Annotated in this window: 16 protein-coding genes; 6 read left to right on the top strand and 10 right to left on the bottom strand. The window is 63.4% G+C overall.

Features of this window, described 5'->3' with window-relative positions; translation table 11 throughout:
• Positions 1-42 precede the first annotated feature (42 nt).
• From arnT to arsC, 6 genes are all read right to left on the bottom strand, one after another.
• Positions 43-1,695, bottom strand: coding sequence for a lipid IV(A) 4-amino-4-deoxy-L-arabinosyltransferase (arnT, locus tag LXM55_RS09885; protein WP_233320216.1), 1,653 nt, complete (start codon positions 1,693-1,695; stop codon positions 43-45).
• 339 nt (positions 1,696-2,034) lie between these two features.
• Positions 2,035-2,793 (bottom strand): histidine phosphatase family protein, encoded by a 759-nt coding sequence (locus LXM55_RS09880; RefSeq protein WP_442799751.1) that lies wholly within the window; start codon positions 2,791-2,793, stop codon positions 2,035-2,037.
• 371 nt (positions 2,794-3,164) lie between these two features.
• Positions 3,165-3,836, bottom strand: coding sequence for a DNA-3-methyladenine glycosylase I (locus tag LXM55_RS09875; RefSeq protein WP_233320215.1), 672 nt, complete (start codon positions 3,834-3,836; stop codon positions 3,165-3,167).
• Positions 3,837-3,932: 96 nt separating this feature from the next.
• The gene (locus LXM55_RS09870) at positions 3,933-4,355 is read right to left on the bottom strand and encodes a DUF2069 domain-containing protein (RefSeq protein ID WP_233320214.1); all 423 of its coding nucleotides are present in this window, start codon (positions 4,353-4,355) and stop codon (positions 3,933-3,935) included.
• Positions 4,348-4,953: an NAD(P)H:quinone oxidoreductase gene (gene wrbA / locus LXM55_RS09865; RefSeq protein ID WP_233320213.1), complete on the bottom strand. Its 606-nt coding sequence runs from the start codon at positions 4,951-4,953 to the stop codon at positions 4,348-4,350. The genes LXM55_RS09870 and wrbA overlap by 8 nt, the downstream gene beginning before the upstream one ends.
• Positions 4,950-5,303 (bottom strand): arsenate reductase (glutaredoxin), encoded by a 354-nt coding sequence (gene arsC / locus LXM55_RS09860; protein ID WP_233320212.1) that lies wholly within the window; start codon positions 5,301-5,303, stop codon positions 4,950-4,952. The genes wrbA and arsC overlap by 4 nt, the downstream gene beginning before the upstream one ends.
• 138 nt (positions 5,304-5,441) lie before the next feature.
• On the opposite strand from arsC, the gene LXM55_RS09855 reads away from it, so the two are divergent.
• Positions 5,442-5,906 carry a TlpA disulfide reductase family protein gene (locus LXM55_RS09855; protein ID WP_233320211.1) on the top strand — a complete coding sequence of 155 codons (465 nt, stop codon included), beginning with the start codon at positions 5,442-5,444 and terminating at the stop codon, positions 5,904-5,906.
• Between the two features lie 111 nt (positions 5,907-6,017).
• Here LXM55_RS09855 and LXM55_RS09850 read toward each other — a convergent pair whose 3' ends face one another.
• The 4 genes from LXM55_RS09850 to LXM55_RS09835 form a co-directional block, all read right to left on the bottom strand.
• Positions 6,018-6,422 carry an META domain-containing protein gene (locus tag LXM55_RS09850; protein WP_233320210.1) on the bottom strand — a complete coding sequence of 135 codons (405 nt, stop codon included), beginning with the start codon at positions 6,420-6,422 and terminating at the stop codon, positions 6,018-6,020.
• Positions 6,419-6,856, bottom strand: coding sequence for a hypothetical protein (locus LXM55_RS09845; RefSeq protein WP_233320209.1), 438 nt, complete (start codon positions 6,854-6,856; stop codon positions 6,419-6,421). Before LXM55_RS09845 ends, LXM55_RS09850 begins: the two co-directional genes overlap by 4 nt.
• Positions 6,857-6,946: 90 nt before the next feature.
• Entirely contained in the window at positions 6,947-7,936 is a 990-nt protein-coding gene (locus tag LXM55_RS09840; protein ID WP_233320208.1) for a 2-hydroxyacid dehydrogenase, read from the bottom strand.
• 63 nt (positions 7,937-7,999) lie between these two features.
• Entirely contained in the window at positions 8,000-10,753 is a 2,754-nt protein-coding gene (locus LXM55_RS09835) for a response regulator (RefSeq protein ID WP_233320207.1), read from the bottom strand.
• Positions 10,754-10,972: 219 nt separating this feature from the next.
• Here LXM55_RS09835 and LXM55_RS09830 point away from each other — a divergent pair, with 219 nt between their 5' ends.
• From LXM55_RS09830 to relA, 5 genes are all read left to right on the top strand, one after another.
• Positions 10,973-11,695 (top strand): response regulator transcription factor, encoded by a 723-nt coding sequence (locus LXM55_RS09830; protein WP_233320206.1) that lies wholly within the window; start codon positions 10,973-10,975, stop codon positions 11,693-11,695.
• On the top strand, positions 11,682-13,037 hold the full coding sequence (locus LXM55_RS09825) for a sensor histidine kinase (RefSeq protein ID WP_233320205.1): 1,356 nt from the start codon (positions 11,682-11,684) through the stop codon (positions 13,035-13,037). The genes LXM55_RS09830 and LXM55_RS09825 overlap by 14 nt, the downstream gene beginning before the upstream one ends.
• Positions 13,038-13,154: 117 nt before the next feature.
• Positions 13,155-14,057: a cysteine synthase CysM gene (gene cysM, locus LXM55_RS09820; protein WP_233320204.1), complete on the top strand. Its 903-nt coding sequence runs from the start codon at positions 13,155-13,157 to the stop codon at positions 14,055-14,057.
• Complete coding sequence (gene rlmD, locus LXM55_RS09815) at positions 14,057-15,409, top strand: 23S rRNA (uracil(1939)-C(5))-methyltransferase RlmD (protein ID WP_233320203.1); 1,353 nt, start codon at positions 14,057-14,059, stop codon at positions 15,407-15,409. The genes cysM and rlmD overlap by 1 nt, the downstream gene beginning before the upstream one ends.
• A 122-nt stretch (positions 15,410-15,531) precedes the next feature.
• A complete protein-coding gene (gene relA / locus LXM55_RS09810; protein WP_233320202.1) occupies positions 15,532-17,775 on the top strand; it encodes a GTP diphosphokinase in 2,244 nt (747 codons plus the stop codon).
• Positions 17,776-17,783: the final 8 nt, after the last annotated feature.

Genomic DNA, 17,783 nt, shown 5'->3' with positions numbered 1-17,783 from the left:
ATCGTCGGCGCTGTCGATCGAGTGTCAGTGGCGGGTGCCGGATCAGGGTTGGCTCTGTGGCAGGATCAGGATCAGCATGTTGCCTTCCTCATAGCGCTTGCCACCGGGTGGCAGTAGCGCCACTTCCTGGCTTTCCAGCACATCCTTGACCCGCATCACGATGCCGACCGAACCCTGTTTGCGTGCGTCGCTGACCCATTGCCCGACGTCGGCCATGCTCACCTTGCGCTGCGCCGAATCAGCATAAGCCAGGCCATATTTCAATTCGCCCTCGGTGTTGTACAGCGCCACTTCCGGACGTCGCAGGCGCCAGGCCAGGGCCGAGGCAGCGCCCAGGTCGTTGCTCAGCAGGCTCTTGGTCTGCTTGAGCTCCTCGACATGTTCCTTGATGAACTGGTCCGGCATCTGGTTATGCACGATGAGCCCGGGCATGCCCGCCGGCAGCAGGGCCACCAGCAACCAGATGCCCAGGGCCGGCGCCGCCCAGTAGTGCAGGGGCCGGGTGGCCGGCAGCAGGTTGGCGATGATCCAGCCCATCAGCATGAAGAACACCAGGGACAGGCTGAGCATTTCGTTGTGGCCATACACCGGCCGGGTGAGCTGGATGACCAGCAGGGCCACCATGGCCCCGACGCCGATCAGCAGGTTGAGCAGGCTGTTGATGCGAATGGCCCGGCTCTGATTGGCACTGATGCGCTCGATCAGGACGTTGCCCATGAGCACCGCCAATGGCAGTAGGCACGGCATGATGTAGGTCGGCAACTTGCCCCGGCTCAGGCTGAAGAAGGCCAGTGGCAGCAGGAACCACAGCAGCAGGTAGCCGGTTGAAGCCTGGCGCTTGTCTTTCCAGGCCTGCATGAATGTGCTCGGCAGCAGGGCTGCCCAGGGCAGGCTGGAAGCGACCAGCAATGGCAGGTAGAACCACCAGGGGCGGGTATGTTGAGCATTGTCGGCGGCAAAGCGGCGAATGTGCTCGTGCCAGAAGAAAAAGCGCCAGAAGTCCGGTTCATGGGCGTGGATGCTCAGCACCCAGGGCAGGCTGATGCCGATCGCCACCACGACCGCCACCAGGCCATAGCGCAGCAGCTCGCCCAGGCGACGTTGCCAGAGCATGTAGGGCAGGGCGATCAGTACCGGCAACAGCCAGGCCAGGAACCCCTTGGTCATGAAGCCCATGCCGCAGGCAACGCCCAGCGCGGCCCATGCCAGCAGGCGCTCGCGGGTGTTGCGGGCATCCAGGGCGAACCACAGCGCCACCAGGCTCAGGTTGACCCACAGGGTGAATTGCGGATCGAGGTTGGAATACCCGGCTTGCCCGGCAATCAGGCCAAAACTCATGTACAGCAAGGCTGCAGCGAAGCTCTTGCGCGGGTCGTTCCACATGCGGCGGGTGATCAGGTAGGCCAACAGCACGCTCAAGCCCGTGCTGATGGCCGAGGCAATGCGCACTCCAAAGAGGTTGTCGCCAAAGATCGCCTGGCCGATGGCGATCAACCAGTAGCCGGCGATCGGTTTCTCGAAGTAGCGGATCCCCATGAAGTGTGGGGATACCCAATCGCCATTGAGCAGCATCTCCTGGCTGATCTGGGCATAGCGGGTTTCATCGGGAATCCACAGGCCGTGACTGGTCAGTGGCAACAGGTAGAAAAGGCCGAAGGCCAGCAGCAGAAATGGTAACGCCCAGCGCTTGATCATGCTGTTGTCGCTCCTTCACGCAATGTAGTCGTCAGGCGAGGTGCTTGTTCCATAAGCTGGGGGCGTAAAGTGCGGTGCATTGCTGTCCTCGAAGTCAGATAAGGATTTCAACGTTTGAGTTCTATTACTGGAGGGCACGCGCAACTGCGCACTTGCCGTGTCAATAAGTTTGCTCGGGAAGTCCTATGTTTTTCCTCTGCCTGGCAGAGGGCTTTTCAGCTGGTTTTATAATTAAGACCTAATTGCTATTAGTACAAAGCCCGATAAAGTCAACTAATTGATGGGCGTTTATTCTGTCTGTTTGCTTAATGAATTCTATTGTTGTGTTGTTAAAAATAGTTACAGATTTTCCGGCGCATCTTTAAGTACCTGCGGCCAGTTCTTCGCATTCACGATTCCCAGTACTTGCATCTTTCCATCCGCGTTCAAAGTCAAGAACAGTGAGCTGGTGTACTCGCTGGCCAGAGCGTGGGCGAAGCCCAGGCGTTTTTCCAGATCGCTGATGCAACCGCTGTGGGTGACCAGGATCAGGTTGCGCCCCTGGAGCTTGTGAGCCTTGATGTCGCTCTCCAGGCTGCTGCCGCAGGTGACCAGCCATTCCTGCTGCTGGAAGGCTTGATTGAACATGTACTGCGTGGTTTGCAAGGTGCGGGTCATGGGGCTGCTGATGACGTCGGTGTGTTGCATGCCGATGCGACGAAATGCCTGGCCCAGGGCGCTTGCGGTAACGCTGCCAAGTTGTGTGATGCCGTCTGCGGGGCCCAGGCAGGGGTTGGCGGAGCGGTCGCAGCGCTCGGCATGGCGAACCAGGGCAATCACTTCGCCCGCTTGCCAGTGACGATAGACGCCGCTCTTGAGCATCTGGTGGTCCTCGGCCAGGTCTTGGGGGGTGGCAGGCCACAGGACAAAGCCGCTGACCAGGATCGTCATGGCAACGGCGATAAAGCTGAGCAGGAGCTTTGTACGGCGTCGCAGTCTGGCGCTTTTGGCTGGCGAGGCGGTTTGCACAATGTTGGCCACATCGATTACCTGAATATATTGTTCGAGGATTTTTAAATTCGGGTTGGAACCAGTGTCTTGTAATAGATCGACACGCACGCCGCTTCCCGTGCAGCCACCGCAGGCAAGTTAAAGAAAGCCAGGTGGGCGAATGGTGAAAGCAATGTGAAAAAAACGAATGGCGCGCACCTGCCTGTTTAAGAGCAGATGGTTACTGCTCAGGTCTTGGGTATTGAAAATGCGCTGTTACAGGCTTGGAGCCGGTCGTTGCAGACCGCTCCGGCAGTTACTGGGTGGCGCTGTTCTTATCGCTATGACAACCCGGTAGAACTGTAGCTGAGAAAAAACCGCGTGTGGAAAAACCGCGTTTTAGTTCAGCGTTCTGTCAGCTGCCGGCTGGCGCAGGGGGGGCTGCTGCCAGCCGGTATCCGGGGAACCACGGGTTGGCCTGGGAGGGGAGTGGAGGAGGCTCAGTGATTGACGGTGTAGGCAAGCATGGCTGAAAGCTGGCACAACGGCCTGCCACTTTCGGCCTGCCACTGGTTGAACACCTCTTGCACCAGGGCCTGGTCGCGTTTGCTGCTGGGAACCTTGTCGACGATGCCCTGGGCATTCAGGGCCGCAACCACATCCCAGGTTGGAATGAAGGTGTCCTTGCCGACCATGCGCAAGAAGCGTGGGGCCGACAGCCCGCCCATCTGGTTGCCGTGCTTGGCCAGGTACTGCCACAGCCCGGTGATGTCCTGGACCGGCCAGTCGGCGATGAAGGCACCGAAGCTGGTGTGCTGCTTTTCAACATCGAGGATCATCTGCGCGTTGCGCGGGACGCTCTTGAGCTTGCCCAGGTGCCGGATGATCCGGGTGTCCTGCATCAGCCGTTCCAGATGCTCGGCGCCCATCAGCACCACTTTGTCCGGGTCGAAGCCAAAGAACACTTCTTCGAACGCTGGCCACTTGGCGTCCACCAGGCTGTGTTTCAGCCCCGCGCGGAAAACCCGCAGGGCCAGGGTCGACAAGTAGCGATCGGCACTCAGGGAGCGCAGGTAGTCGTTGCTGGCCGGTGTCGGCAGCTGGGCTTCCAGGGCCGCAGCGGAGCCGAAGCGGTTGAGACAGTATTCATTCAGCCATTTGTAATCGTGCATGCCTGCTCCTGGAGGGGCGGTCAGAGAGTCGTTGACCAGGGTTGGGGTCGTTGGCGGCGATACAAGTTCCCCGGGGCCGGGGAACTTGTGCCCGCTTCAGGCCGGGCTGGCGCCTTCGCCGGCGAGCCTGCGATTGAGCTGGAAGCGCCAGCGCACATAGAGCAGCGCCGAGGTGAATACGGCCAGGCTGGCGAACATCTCCAGCAGGCCAAACAGCTGGCGGTTCGGATCGTAGGCGGCCAGCGCGCCCTTGATGAAGTACAGGTTGACCACGAAGCACATCCACGAATGCCCGCGGGCACTGCCGCTGAGCATGCCTGGCGCCATCAACAGCAGCGGTACCAGTTCGATCAGCAGGATCACCCAGGGCCGGGCACCGTGCAGGTCGGCCACCAGCAGGTAATACCCGCACAGCAGGCCCACCAGGCCGAAGAAACAGATCAGGCTGATGATCCGGGCCAGGCGCACCCGGGGTTCCAGCCATTCCACCGGGGGCAGGATCTTCGGCTTCTTAGCCACGGCCGTTCTCCAGTCGCAGGGCGGTCTTCGCCAGCCGCAGGCCCAGGGCCCGGCACAGCGCAATCTCATGCTCGTCCAGCGGGCTCTTGCCGTCTGCGCCGGCATGGTGGCTGGCGCCGTAGGGCGTACCGCCGCCACGGGTTTCCAGCAAGGCCGATTCGCTGTAGGGCAGGCCGGTGATCAACATGCCGTGGTGCAGCAGCGGCAGCATCATCGACAGCAGGGTCGCCTCCTGGCCGCCATGCAGGCTGGCGGTGGAGGTGAACACGCCGGCGGGCTTGCCCACCAGGGCGCCGGTCAGCCAGAGGTTGCTGGTGCCGTCGAGAAAATACTTCAGGGGCGCGGCCATGTTGCCGAAGCGGGTCGGGCTGCCCAGGGCCAGGCCCGAGCAATGCTGCAGATCGTCGAGGCTGGCGTACAGGGCTCCGCTGTCGGGGATGCTCGGGGCCACGGCTTCGCACTCGGTGGAGATCCCCGGGACGGTGCGCAGGCGGGCTTCCAGGCCGGCCTGTTCGACACCGCGGGCAATCTGCCGGGCCATCTCGTTGGTCGAGCCGTTGCGGCTGTAATACAGGACCAGGATATAGGGCGTGCTCAAGGCAGGATCTCCAGCACATTTTCCGGAGGCCGGCCGATGATGGCCTTGTCACCGGCTTCGAGAATGGGACGTTCCATGAGTTTCGGGTGCTCGGCGATGGCGGCGATCAGTTGCTCTTCGCTGAGGCTCTGGTCGGCCAGGTTGAGGCTCTTGTACTCGTCCTCGCCGGTGCGCAGCAGTTGGCGTGCGCTGAGGCCGAGCTTGGCCAGCAGGCTGCGCAGTTGGCTGGCGTCCAGCGGGGTTTCCAGGTAGCGGACCACGGTCGGGGCCAGGCCGCGTTGTTCCAGGAGTTCCAGCGCACCGCGGGATTTCGAGCAGCGCGGGTTGTGATAAAGCGTCAGATCGGTCATGTGCGGGTCGCATCTTGCGTAAGGTGGCGGCTATTCTACCCGCGCGACGGGCTCTCCTGAACCTTGGGAGTCGATAGGTCGCAGCGACCCAGGGTCGGCAGCGTTATTCAAGACATCTTTCAACACAGGAAACAGCGCATGGCAAGGCAATTGGCAGCGGCATTGGCGATCATTACAACCCTGCTGCTGGGCGGCTGTGGCAGCGACTATGGGGTCGACCAATATGGCCAGAAAGTCGCTGCCGAGCGTATCGACAAGCAGTGGCTGGTGCTGAATTACTGGGCCGAGTGGTGCGGGCCTTGCCGTACCGAGATCCCTGAATTGAACGCCCTGAACGAGCAGCTCAAGGGCCAGGCGGCGACCGTGCTGGGGGTCAATTTCGACAATGTGCAGGGGGAAGAGCTCAAGAGCGCCAGCGAGAAACTGGGGATCACGTTCACCGTCCTGGCGCAGAACCCCGCGGAGCGCTTCGAGCTGCCACGCAGCGAGGCGCTGCCGGTGACCTACATCATTGACGACAAGGGCAAGGTGCGTGAGCAGATGATGGGTGAGCAGACTGCCGCAGGCGTACTGGCGAAACTGCAGGCCCTGCGCGGGCATTGATGAGGGGCTGTAGCCGCTGCCGCGGGCACGTCCCGAAGGGGCGCTGGGATGTGAAGCGCCAGGAACACCCTGGTGTTCCTGTTCGCAGTCTCGGCAGTGGCTACCGAAATATCAGCCTTCTTCCAGCCACCAGCGCAACGGCTTGCCTTCGGCAGGCCAGAAGCGCACTTGTTCGATCGGCGAGACATCCCAGCGTTCGACGTTTTCCAGGGCCTGGAGGAAGCGACGTTCCTGTTCCATCAAGGCGGGGGCGCAGAGCTTGCGGGTGCTGCCGACCTTGCCGAAGCTGAGCTTTTCGCCGTCCAGGGAATAAGGCGCGAACCAGTGGTTGCAGCCGCCATTGCCGTAGGCGCGGCCATCCTCACCCAGGGTGATGGTCAAGTGGCTGTAGTCGATCAGCGGACGTTCGCCGATCCATTCCAGGACATAGCTGCGATCCTGCTGCAGCTTCAGCGGCTCGGCGGCGCAGCCCAGCAGGCCGGCCCCCAGTGCCACGGTCAGCATCAGGCGTTTCATTGGCCGGCCTGCTGGCATTTCGGGCAGCGGTGCTGCTCACCCTCGCTGCGCCAGCCAAGTTCGGCGATCCGCGCGCTGGCGGCTGGCTTCTGGGCCTTGTTGCCCAGCTTGGCATCCACCGCGAATTCGAAGTCGAGAGTGGCGTCGCAGCTGTCGCAGTTGACCTGCCACTGGTGAATCGCCAGTTCGCCGAATACCGGGCCACGCGCCACGGCGACCCACTGGCCAACCGGGTTGATCAGGTGGCGCACGGTGTCCACGGTCAGGCGCATGGACAAGTCCTTGCTGCCCTTGAGGGTGACCAGAAGCACATCGTCGGTACGGATCGAACCACCGTTGCCGGTGACTTGATAGCGGCCTGGCACCAGGGCGCGGCATTCGATGAGGGTGTGTTGCGGGTTCATCAGGTTGTAGCGGAAATCGTGTTCGACCATGGGTCCTCCAAATCTGCCGCGTATGCTAGCACGGGCCCCTGCGCCGCAGGTTGCGGGCAGGTGACCTTCGATCAGCCCGCGACGGGAATTTCAGCCGTGGACCCGATTCTGCGGCTGGCCTGCGGCCCAGCTGGCGATGTTGTGCAAGGTGGTGTCGGCAATGGCGGCCAGCGCTTCGCGGGTGAGGAAGGCCTGGTGCGCGGTGACGATCACGTTGGGAAAGGTCAGCAGCCGCGCCAGCACGTCATCCTGCAAGGGCAGGTCGGAGCGGTCCTCGAAGAACAGTTGCGCTTCCTCCTCATAGACATCCAGCCCCAGGTAGCCCAGTTGGCCGCTTTTCAGCGCTTCGATCAGGGCCGGGGTATCCACCAGGCCGCCGCGCCCGGTGTTGATCAGCATTGCCCCGGGCTGCATGTGAGCCAGGCTCTGCTGGTTGATCAGGTAGCGACTGTGCTCGGTGAGCGGGCAGTGCAGGCTGATGATCTGCGACTGGGCCAGCAGCTCCGGCAGCTCCAGGTACCGGGCACCGAGGGCTTCGACGGCCGGATTGGGGAAGGGGTCGTAAGCCAGTAGCTGGCAGCCAAAACCCGCCATGATCCGGGCGAAGGTGGCGCCTATCTGCCCGGTGCCGACAATGCCCACGGTCTTGCCCACCAGGTCGAAGCCGGTCAGGCCGTGCAGGGTGAAGTCACCTTCACGGGTGCGGTTGTAGGCTCGGTGCAGGCGGCGATTGAGTGCCAGGATCAGGGCCACGGCATGTTCGGCCACGGCATGTGGGGAGTAGGCCGGAACCCGCACCACGTCCAGGCCCAGGCGCTGCGCAGCCGGCAGGTCGACGTGGTTGTAGCCGGCCGAGCGCAGGGCAATCAGCCGGGTGCCACCGGCCGCCAGTTGTTCCAGCACCGGGGCGCTGAGGTCGTCGTTGATAAAGGCACAGACCACTTCATGACGTTCGGCCAGGGCCGCGGTGTCCAGGCTCAGTCGGGCGGCCTGGAATTGCAGTTCGATGCCCGCTGGCAGGTTGGCGCCGAGAAAACTTTCACGGTCATAGTTCTGGCTGCTGAAAAGAATCGTACGCATGGCTGCATCCTTGTTCGGGGCGCCCAGCATGCGGGCTGGGCGCCGGGCAGGTCTTGCCCTGGGTCAGGCGTTGATCCGCGCTTCGGTGGCGAGGCGGCCGATGGCGTGGTCCAGTTCATCCAGGGCGGCAAGGGCCTTGCTGTCTTCCTGCTTGAGCAGGGTTTCGCTGCGCTGGCAGGCAGCGCGCAATTGCGGGACTCCGCAGTAGCGGGTGGCGCCGTGCAGGCGATGGACCCGTTCGATCAGGGCGTTCTGGTCGTTGGCGGCTCGCGCGGCCTTGATGGCTTCGCGGTCGGCATCCAGGGACGCCAGCAACATGGCCAGCATGTCCGCCGCCAGATCCGCCTTGCCGGCAGCCAGGCGCAGGCCTTCGTCCTGGTCCAGTACCTGCAATTCCAGGCCCAGTTCAGGGCGGTCGCTGGCCCGCTCCGGGCCCTGATTGCGCAAGGCCAGTCCGGTCCATTTCAGCACCACTTGAGCCAGTTGCCGTTCGCTGATGGGCTTGGTCAGGTAATCGTCCATGCCGCTTTGCAGCAAGGCGCGTTTTTCGTTGGCCATGGCATGGGCGGTGAGGGCGACGATGGGCAGCGGCGTGCCGTGTCGTTCGCTTTCCCATTGGCGGATCGCCTCGGTGCTTTGCCGGCCGTCCATGCCGGGCATCTGCACGTCCATCATCACCAGGTCGAAGGGTTCGGTCTGGATCGCGTTCAGCGCGGCGTAACCGTTATCCACGGCCAGGACCTTGGCGCCCATGTCTTCCAGCAAGGTCTGGATCAGCAGCAGGTTGGCCGGGTTGTCATCGACACACAGGACTCGCGGCGCGCGGCTGGAGAGGGTTTCTTCCGGTTCGCTGCGGGCGCGGCGTGGAGTCACCAGGTCGGACAGGGCCCGGCGCAGCTTGCGGGTGCACGCCGGCTTGGCTTGCAACTGGCTGTGGGGGTTGGGCACCGACAGCTGGAACAGCGTCTGTTCGGTGGTCGGGCACAGCACCAGAACCTTGCAGCCCAGGTGTTCCAGGTCCCAGATATGTTGGCTCAGACGTTCCGGCGACATGTCGTTACTGGTGATGCCCAATACTGCCAGGTCAATCGCCTGGTCGCTCTGGTGCACCCCGGTAATGCCATTGGTCAGGGCTTCCAGGGTGTTGAACGGGGTCACCTCCAGGCCGCAGTCCTCCAACTGATGTTGCAAGGCCTGGCGTGCCAGCTCGTGGTTTTCCAGCACCGCCACGCGTCGCCCGAGCAGCGGCGGGCCGGGCAGGTCCTCGGCGTCATCGCGGGTTTTGGGCAGGTTGAGGCTGATCCAGAACTCCGAGCCTTCGCCGGGCGTGCTGTCGACCCCGATCTCGCCGCCCATCTGCTCGATCAGGCGCTTGGAAATCACCAGCCCCAGGCCGGTGCCGCCGGGTTGTCGCGACAGCGAGTTGTCGGCCTGGCTGAAGGCCTGGAACAGGGCGCGCACGTCCTGGTTCGACAGGCCAATGCCGGTGTCCTGGATGCTGATACGCAGTTGCACGCTGTCTTCGTGCTCTTCTTCCAGCATGGCCCGGGCAACGATGGTGCCTTCGCGGGTGAACTTGATGGCGTTGCTGACCAGATTGGTCAGGATCTGCTTGAGCCGCAGCGGGTCACCGACCAGCGACAACGGCGTATCGCGGTAGACCAGGCTCACCAGTTCCAACTGCTTGGCGTGGGCGGCCGGGGCCAGGATGGTCAGGGTGTCCTGGAGCAAGTCCCGCAGGTTGAACGGGATGCTGTCGAGCACCAGTTTGCCGGCTTCGATTTTCGAGAAGTCGAGGATCTCGTTGATGATCCCCAGCAGGCTGTCGGCGGATTTTTCGATGGTGCCCAGGTAATCCAGCTGGCGCGGCGTCAGCTCGCTTTTCTGCAACAGGTGGGTGAAGCCGAGGATGCCGTTGAGCGGTGTGCGGATCTCATGGCTCATGTTGGCCAGGAACTCCGACTTGATCCGGCTGGCTTCCAGGGCTTCCTTGCGCGCCAGGTCCAGTTCGATGTTCTGGATCTCGATGGTTTCCAGGTTCTGGCGCACGTCTTCGGTGGCCTGGTCGATGCTGTGCTGCAATTCTTCCTGGGCATTCTGCAGGGTGCTGGCCATGCGGTTGATGCCCGAGGCCAGTTCATCCAGCTCGTGGCTGCCCAGGGGCGGCAGGCGGGTTTCCAGGTTGCCGTCCTTGAGTTGCGCCACGGCCTGCTTGATCTGGGTCAGCGGGTTGTTGATGGTGCGGCCCATGCGCACCGCCAACAGCGCCGTGCCGGCCAGCCCGGCGGCGATCAACAGCAGGCTGGCGAACAGGCTGCGGTAGCCGCGCAATAGCATGCCGCTGTGGGACAGCTCCAGTTCCACCCAGCCCAGCAGCCGGTCGGACTCATCGGGAATCAGGTCGCCGGCCAGGTTGCGGTGCCGGCCGAAGACCGGCAATTGATAGCGGGTCGCGTCGCTGCCACTGCGTTGCAGCATGTGCGTGCCGTTACCGGAAGGGGCCGGATTGAGCATGCTGGGCCCGGCATGAGCCATGAGGGTGCGGTCGGGGGCGAGGAAGGATACGGCGCGCACGTCCTGTTGTTCCAGCGCCTGGGTGGCGATGCGTTCGAGCATCTGGGCGTTATGGTTGCCCATCGCCGGGGCCACCAGCGAGGCCAGTTGCTCGGCGATCATCTCCCCGCGCTGCAGTAACTGGGTCTGCAGGTCCGAGAGCTGCATCCAGGTGAAATAGCCGCCCAGCACCAGGGCCATGAGGCTGGTGGGCAACAAGGTCAGCAACAGTACGCGGCCTTTGATTCCCAGTTTCTTGAGCACGCAACTCTCCTGCTTCCACGCTGTTTTGAAAGGTCCACGGGCACGTCCGTGATGCGCCACCTGCGCAGTGTAACGATTTGCCGGGGGCTGATCTTGGCAAATTGCGCCCTGGCAGTCGGCGGCTGGAATGCCGGCCGTCAGGCTGCGACCAAGGCATTGGTTGCCGCGATCCGGGCAATCTTGAATAATCGCCCAACTGAGAATCACTTGCAGAAGCCAATGACTCCCGTATCTGTTGACGCGCCACGCATCCTGACCATCGAAGACGACCCTGTGCTCGGCGCCTATGTGCACGAACAACTGGAGCGCTGTGGCTTTGCCGTGACCTGGTGCCAGAACGGTCGGGAGGGCCTGGGGCTCGCCCGGCAACGGCCTTTCGATGTGGTGCTGATGGACATTCTGCTGCCGGGCATGGACGGCCTGGAGGTGCTCACGCACTTGCGCCAGAGCCATTCCACGCCGGTACTGCTGATGTCGGCCCTGGGCGCGGAAGCCGACCGTATCAGCGGTTTCCGCCTGGGCGCCGACGACTATCTGCCCAAGCCATTCAGCATGGCCGAGTTGCGAGTGCGCATCGAAGCCATCCTGCGCCGGGTCGCCCTGGATCGGCGACCGACACCGCCGGCGCCCAGCAGCCTGGTCCAGAGCCTGCGTTTTGACGATGAGCTGTGCGATGTCTACTTCGCCGGGCAATGGGCCGGCTTGACCCGCAGCGAATACCGCCTGCTGGAAACCTTGCACCGCAACGCCGACGAGGTACTGAGCAAAGCCTTCCTTTATCAGCACGTGCTGCAACGCGGCTACGCGGCTCATGATCGCAGCCTGGACATGCATGTCAGTCAGATCCGCCGCAAGCTCAAGGCACTGGGCTACGGCGAGCGCGAGTTGCGCACCGTGTGGGGCAAGGGGTATGTGCTGAGCGCCTTCGATGAACTGGCCTGAGCTGCCCGGGCGCCACTCGCTGTTCTGGAAGCTGGCGTGCCTACTGGTCGCTTTCTGCTTGCTGATGATCTGGCTGAGCTGGTCCTGGGGGCGCTATGTGGAGCAGAAGAACCTCTATCTCTCGGATGAAGCCAGAGCCACCCTGGGCAGCTATGCGCGCGAGGCCGAGCAGGCCTGGAAGCATGGCCAGAACGCCGGTGTCGATGCCTGGATCCAGCAGATCGCCAGCCGCGAGAAAACCTGGATCGGGGTCATCGGCAGCGACCTGCAATCCCTGAGCAGCTACCCGTTGACGCCGGCCGAGGCCCAGCACCTGACTTTCCTGCGTGGCGCGGACTGGCCGGTAAGCCGGCACAGCCGTGGCCTGCCGTGGTTGAAAGTGCCTTTTCCCGAAGACGCGTCCCTGGGCAGCCTGGTCATCGAGTTACCACCGCGATTCATGCCGGGACGCTACCGGGTGTTCTGGCAGGTGATGACCAATGCCGTGATTCCGGGGTTGTTCACTCTGCTGCTGTGTGTCGGCCTGTACCGCTTGCTGGTGGTGCCGCTGAACCAGTTGCGTGAGCAGGCCAACGCCTGGCGGGCAGAGCAGTTGAATGCGCGGCTGTCCAGCGAGACCACCCAGCGCCGGGACGAGCTGGGCGAGTTGGGGCGGGCATTCGATCAGATGTCCGAGCGCTTGCAGAGCACCGTGGCCGTGCAGCAGCAGTTGCTGCGCGATCTGTCCCACGAGTTGCGTACTCCGCTGAGCCGCCTGCGGGTGGCCTGTGAGGGGGAGCAGGACCTTGCCGCATTGCGTGAGCGGCTGGCCCGGGAAGTCGATGGCATGCAGCGCCTGGTGGAAGACAGCCTGCAATTGGCCTGGCTGGACACCGAGCGGGCGCCCTTGCCGGAGGAACAGATCCAGGTCCAGGCGTTGTGGGAGATGCTCAGCGAGAACGCCTGTTTCGAAAGCGGCTGGTCCGCGGAGCAGTTGCGCTGTGAACTGGGCGCCGATTGCTGGGTGCGCGGGCACCTCAACAACCTGGCCCAAGCCCTGGAAAACATCCTGCGCAATGCCATCCGCCACTCACCTGCCGGTGCCCGGGTCTGCCTGGGTGGCCGGCGCGACGGCCAATACTGGCACCTGTGGCTGGATGACCAGGGGCCAGGGGTGGCGGAGCAAGAGCTGGAGCGGATCTTCGACCCCTTCATCCGCCTGGACGGATCACGGCCGGGAGATGGTGGATTCGGCTTGGGCCTGAGCATTGCCCGCAATGCGGTCAGGCGCCAGGGCGGGCAATTGTGGGCGCAGAACCGGGCCCAGGGCTTGCGCATCCATTTACGCCTGCTGGCGGCCTGAATCCTGCGGTTTGACGCCTTATGCCAATAAGCCATAAGGCCCGCACTTTGCGTGATATGGCGCTCGGACGTTTGCCGGTATGATAGGCGCCCCCGCAGTCTGGATTGCGAATACGCCATGACCTTGCAGTACCCCACCATCGCCGATTGCGTCGGCAACACCCCGCTGGTTCGTTTGCAGCGCCTGCCTGGCGCCACCAGCAATACCTTGCTGCTCAAGCTCGAGGGCAATAACCCGGCGGGTTCGGTCAAGGACCGCCCGGCACTGTCGATGATCACCCGCGCCGAACTGCGCGGGCAGATCCAGGCCGGCGATACCCTGATCGAAGCGACCTCGGGCAATACCGGCATCGCCCTGGCCATGGCCGCGGCGATCAAGGGCTACAAGATGATCCTGATCATGCCCGACAACTCCAGCGCCGAGCGCAAGGCGGCGATGACCGCCTATGGCGCCGAGCTGATCCTGGTCAGCCAGGAAGAGGGCATGGAAGGTGCTCGTGACCTGGCCGAGCGGATGCAAGCCGAAGGCCGTGGCAAGGTGCTCGACCAGTTCGCCAACGGCGACAACCCCGAGGCCCACTACACCGGCACCGGTCCGGAAATCTGGCGCCAGACCCAGGGCAGCATCACCCACTTCATCAGCTCGATGGGCACCACTGGCACCATCATGGGCACCTCGCGCTACCTGAAAGAGCAGAACCCGGCGGTGCAGATCGTGGGTCTGCAACCCATGGAAGGCTCGGCCATTCCCGGCATCCGCCGCTGGCCCGAGCAATACCTGCCGAAGATCTACCAGGCCAGCCGGGTCGATCGCATTGTCGACATGGCCCAGAGCGAAGCCGAAGACGTGACCCGGCGCCTGGCCCGTGAAGAAGGCATCTTCTGCGGCGTGTCTTCCGGCGGTGCGGTGGCAGCGATGCTGCGCCTGTCCCGGGAAGTGGAAAACGCGGTCATGGTCGCGATCATCTGTGACCGTGGCGATCGTTACTTGTCGACCGGCATTTTCGATGCGCCCAACTGATGGCTAAGCACGAGAGAGGCCTGCGCTTCCAGCCTGCGGGCGGCAGCCGGGCCCCGCAGATTCCCCTGGGCAAGAAACAGCGCTTGAACATCCAGCGCCTGGCCAACGATGGGCGCGGTATCGCTTTTCTTGAGGGGCGTACCTGGTTCGTCAGTGGCGCCCTGGCCGGTGAAGAGGTCGAGGCGCGAGTGCTGGGCACCCACGGCAAAGTGGTGGAAGCCCGTGCCGAGCGGATCTTCAGCGCCAGCGAGCTGCGTCGTCCGGCGGCCTGTGCCCACGCCGGGCGTTGCGGCGGCTGCAGCGTCCAGCATCTCCCCCGTGACGAACAGCTTGCCCTGAAACAGCGCATGCTCGCCGAGCAGTTGTCCAAGGTCGCGGGTGTCGAGCCCGAAGCCTGGGCCGCGCCCCTGAGTGGCCCGGAGTTCGGTTATCGGCGCCGCGCCCGGGTGGCGGTGCGCTGGGACGCCAAGGGCAAGCAGCTTGAGGTCGGCTTTCGGGCGGGCGGTAGCCAGGACATCGTCGCCATCGACGACTGTCCGGTGCTGGTACAGGCCTTGCAACCGATCATGAGTCGCTTGCCGGCGATGCTGCGGCGCTTGAGCAAGCCTCAGGCGCTGGGGCATGTCGAGTTGTTCAGTGGTTCGGCCCTGGCTGTGCTGTTGCGGCACATGGCCCCGCTGTCTGAAGGCGACCTGGCGATCCTCAAGGATTTCTGCGATTTCCATCAGGCGCAGCTGTGGTTGCACGGTGAAGGCGAGCCGCAACCGGTTGATCCGTCACAGGCCCTGGGCTATCGCCTGGCGTCCTGGGACTTGCACTTGGCCTATCGGCCGGGGGATTTCGTCCAGGTCAACGCCGGGGTCAACGAAGCCATGGTGGCCCAGGCCCTGGAGTGGCTGGCGCCGCAAGCCGATGAGCGGGTGCTGGATCTGTTTTGCGGCCTTGGCAACTTTGCCCTGCCACTGGCCAGGCAGGCCCGGGAAGTGGTGGCGGTGGAAGGTGTGGCGACCATGGTGGCGCGTGCCGCTGACAATGCCGCCAGCAACAATTTGCATAACACGCGCTTTTTTCAAGCCGATTTATCCCAACCTCTGGGTGCTGCCCAGTGGGCGAATGAAGGCTTTTCTGCGGTACTCTTGGACCCGCCCCGCGACGGTGCTTTCGAGGTGGTTCGCCACTTGGCGAGCCTGGGTGCCAAGCGGTTGGTTTATGTGTCATGCAATCCGGCAACTTTGGCCCGTGACACGGTCGAACTGATCAAGCAGGGCTACAGGTTAAAACGTGCCGGGATCCTCGATATGTTTCCTCAGACGGCGCATGTCGAGGCCATGGCGTTATTCGAAGCGAGCTAGGATGGCTTGTCTAATCCGACTGATCTTTCAGCTGTGGTTCGCTGGCCCTGCGAGCCACAGCTGAGCGTTGAAGGTCAGCGATTTGACGCATTGAATGTGCGTCGTAGGGAAGGTAAAGCAAGATGGTACAGGTGAGAGCGCACCAGCCGATCAACACCGACGGCAGTATCAATCTCGAGGCATGGCTCGATCATACGGTCAGCGTCGACATGGCACTGGACCGTGAAGCCTTGAAAGAAGCCTGCGAGTTTGCTCGCGAGGCCGAGCTAAAACACATTGCCGCCAAGGGGCTGAGCGCCGAGGACGTGTCGAGTTTCAGCACGGGCCTGGAGATCGCGGAGATCCTTGCCGATCTCAAGCTGGACCAGGATTCCCTGGTCGCTGCGGTCCTCTACCGTGGCGTCCGCGAGGGCCAGATCCAGTTGCCGGCGGTCAGCCAGCGTTTTGGTCCGGTGGTGGCCAAGCTGATCGATGGCGTGCTGCGCATGGCCGCCATCACGGCCAGCCTCAGCCCTCGTCAATCCCTGGTGCTCGGCACTCAGGCGCAGGTGGAGAACCTGCGCAAGATGCTGGTGGCCATGGTCGATGACGTGCGTGTGGCACTGATCAAGCTGGCCGAGCGGACCTGCGCCATTCGTGCGGTGAAAAGCGCCGACGAAGAGAAGCGCAACCGGGTCGCCCGCGAGGTCTTCGACATCTATGCGCCGCTGGCTCACCGCCTGGGCATCGGCCATATCAAGTGGGAGCTGGAGGACCTGTCCTTCCGTTACCTGGAGCCTGAGCAATACAAGCAGATCGCCAAGCTCCTGCACGAGCGGCGCCTGGATCGCGAGCGCTTCATCAGCGACGTGATGAACCAGCTGCAGAACGAACTGAAGGCCACCGGGGTCAACGCCGACATCAGTGGGCGGGCCAAGCACATCTATTCCATCTGGCGCAAAATGCAGCGCAAAGGCCTGGAGTTCAGCCAGATCTACGATGTGCGCGCGGTGCGGGTACTGGTGCCGGAAATGCGCGACTGCTACACCGCGCTGGGCATCGTGCACACCTTGTGGCGGCACATCCCCAAAGAGTTCGACGACTACATCGCCAACCCCAAGGAGAATGGCTACCGCTCGCTGCACACCGCGGTGATCGGCCCCGAGGGCAAGGTGCTGGAAGTGCAGATCCGTACCCACGCGATGCACGAGGAAGCGGAGCTGGGGGTTTGCGCCCACTGGAAATACAAGGGCACCGACGTCAAGTCCGGCTCCAACCATTACGAAGAGAAAATCTCCTGGCTGCGCCAAGTGCTGGAATGGCACGAAGAGCTGGGGGACATCGGCGGCCTGGCCGAACAGTTGCGGGTCGATATCGAGCCGGACCGGGTCTACATCTTCACCCCCGACGGCCACGCCATCGACCTGCCCAAGGGCGCCACGCCGCTGGACTTCGCTTACCGGGTGCACACCGAGATCGGTCACAACTGCCGGGGCGCGAAGATCAACGGGCGCATCGTGCCGCTCAACTACAGCCTGCAGACCGGCGAGCAGGTGGAGATCATCACCAGCAAGCACGGTACGCCGAGCCGTGACTGGCTGAACCCGAACCTGGGCTACGTCACCACGTCGCGGGCGCGGGCGAAGATCGTCCACTGGTTCAAGCTGCAGGCTCGCGATCAGAACGTGGCCGCTGGCAAGACCTTGCTGGAGCGCGAACTGAGCCGTCTCGACTTGCCTCAGGTGGACTTCGACAAGCTGGCGGACAAGGCCAACATGAAGACCGCCGAGGACATGTTCGCCGCCCTGGGCGCGGGTGACCTGCGCCTGGCGCAACTGGTCAACCTGGCCCAGCAACTGGTGGAGCCGGAGCGCGGCAACGAGCAGCTGGAGCTGATTCCACGCAAGGCCGCCGGCTACAAGCCAGGCAAGCGCGGCGACATCCAGATCCAGGGCGTGGGCAACCTGATGACCCAGATGGCCGGTTGCTGCCAGCCACTGCCGGGGGATGCGATCGTCGGTTACATCACCCAGGGCCGTGGCGTGAGCATTCACCGCCAGGACTGTGCCTCGGTGCTGCAACTGGCCGGGCGCGAGCCGGAGCGGATCATCCAGGTCAGCTGGGGGCCGGTGCCGGTGCTCACCTATCCGGTGGACATCATCATCCGCGCCTACGACCGTTCCGGCCTGCTGCGTGACGTGTCCCAGGTGCTGCTCAACGAGCGGATCAACGTGCTGGCGGTCAACACCCGCTCGAACAAGGAGGACAACACCGCGTTGATGTCCCTGACCATCGAGATTCCGGGGCTGGACGCGTTGGGTCGCCTGCTGGGGCGAATTTCCCAATTGCCGAACATCATCGAGACCCGGCGCAACCGGACCCCCTGATGCCTGTA

The organism is Pseudomonas sp. Au-Pse12, assembly GCF_021341665.1.
Taxonomy (GTDB): Bacteria; Pseudomonadota; Gammaproteobacteria; order Pseudomonadales; family Pseudomonadaceae; genus Aquipseudomonas.
This window is presented reverse-complemented; position numbering and strand designations above follow the sequence as displayed.

Coding starts and splice junctions, on each gene's coding strand:
- LXM55_RS09875 (WP_233320215.1), bottom strand. CDS start 3,836: ATGCACGATTACAAATGGCTGAATGAATACTGTCTCAACCGCTTCGGC.
- cysM (WP_233320204.1), top strand. CDS start 13,155: ATGACCTTGCAGTACCCCACCATCGCCGATTGCGTCGGCAACACCCCG.
- LXM55_RS09830 (WP_233320206.1), top strand. CDS start 10,973: ATGACTCCCGTATCTGTTGACGCGCCACGCATCCTGACCATCGAAGAC.
- rlmD (WP_233320203.1), top strand. CDS start 14,057: ATGGCTAAGCACGAGAGAGGCCTGCGCTTCCAGCCTGCGGGCGGCAGC.
- arnT (WP_233320216.1), bottom strand. CDS start 1,695: ATGATCAAGCGCTGGGCGTTACCATTTCTGCTGCTGGCCTTCGGCCTT.
- LXM55_RS09840 (WP_233320208.1), bottom strand. CDS start 7,936: ATGCGTACGATTCTTTTCAGCAGCCAGAACTATGACCGTGAAAGTTTT.
- relA (WP_233320202.1), top strand. CDS start 15,532: ATGGTACAGGTGAGAGCGCACCAGCCGATCAACACCGACGGCAGTATC.
- LXM55_RS09850 (WP_233320210.1), bottom strand. CDS start 6,422: ATGAAACGCCTGATGCTGACCGTGGCACTGGGGGCCGGCCTGCTGGGC.
- LXM55_RS09845 (WP_233320209.1), bottom strand. CDS start 6,856: ATGGTCGAACACGATTTCCGCTACAACCTGATGAACCCGCAACACACC.
- arsC (WP_233320212.1), bottom strand. CDS start 5,303: ATGACCGATCTGACGCTTTATCACAACCCGCGCTGCTCGAAATCCCGC.
- LXM55_RS09825 (WP_233320205.1), top strand. CDS start 11,682: ATGAACTGGCCTGAGCTGCCCGGGCGCCACTCGCTGTTCTGGAAGCTG.
- LXM55_RS09855 (WP_233320211.1), top strand. CDS start 5,442: ATGGCAAGGCAATTGGCAGCGGCATTGGCGATCATTACAACCCTGCTG.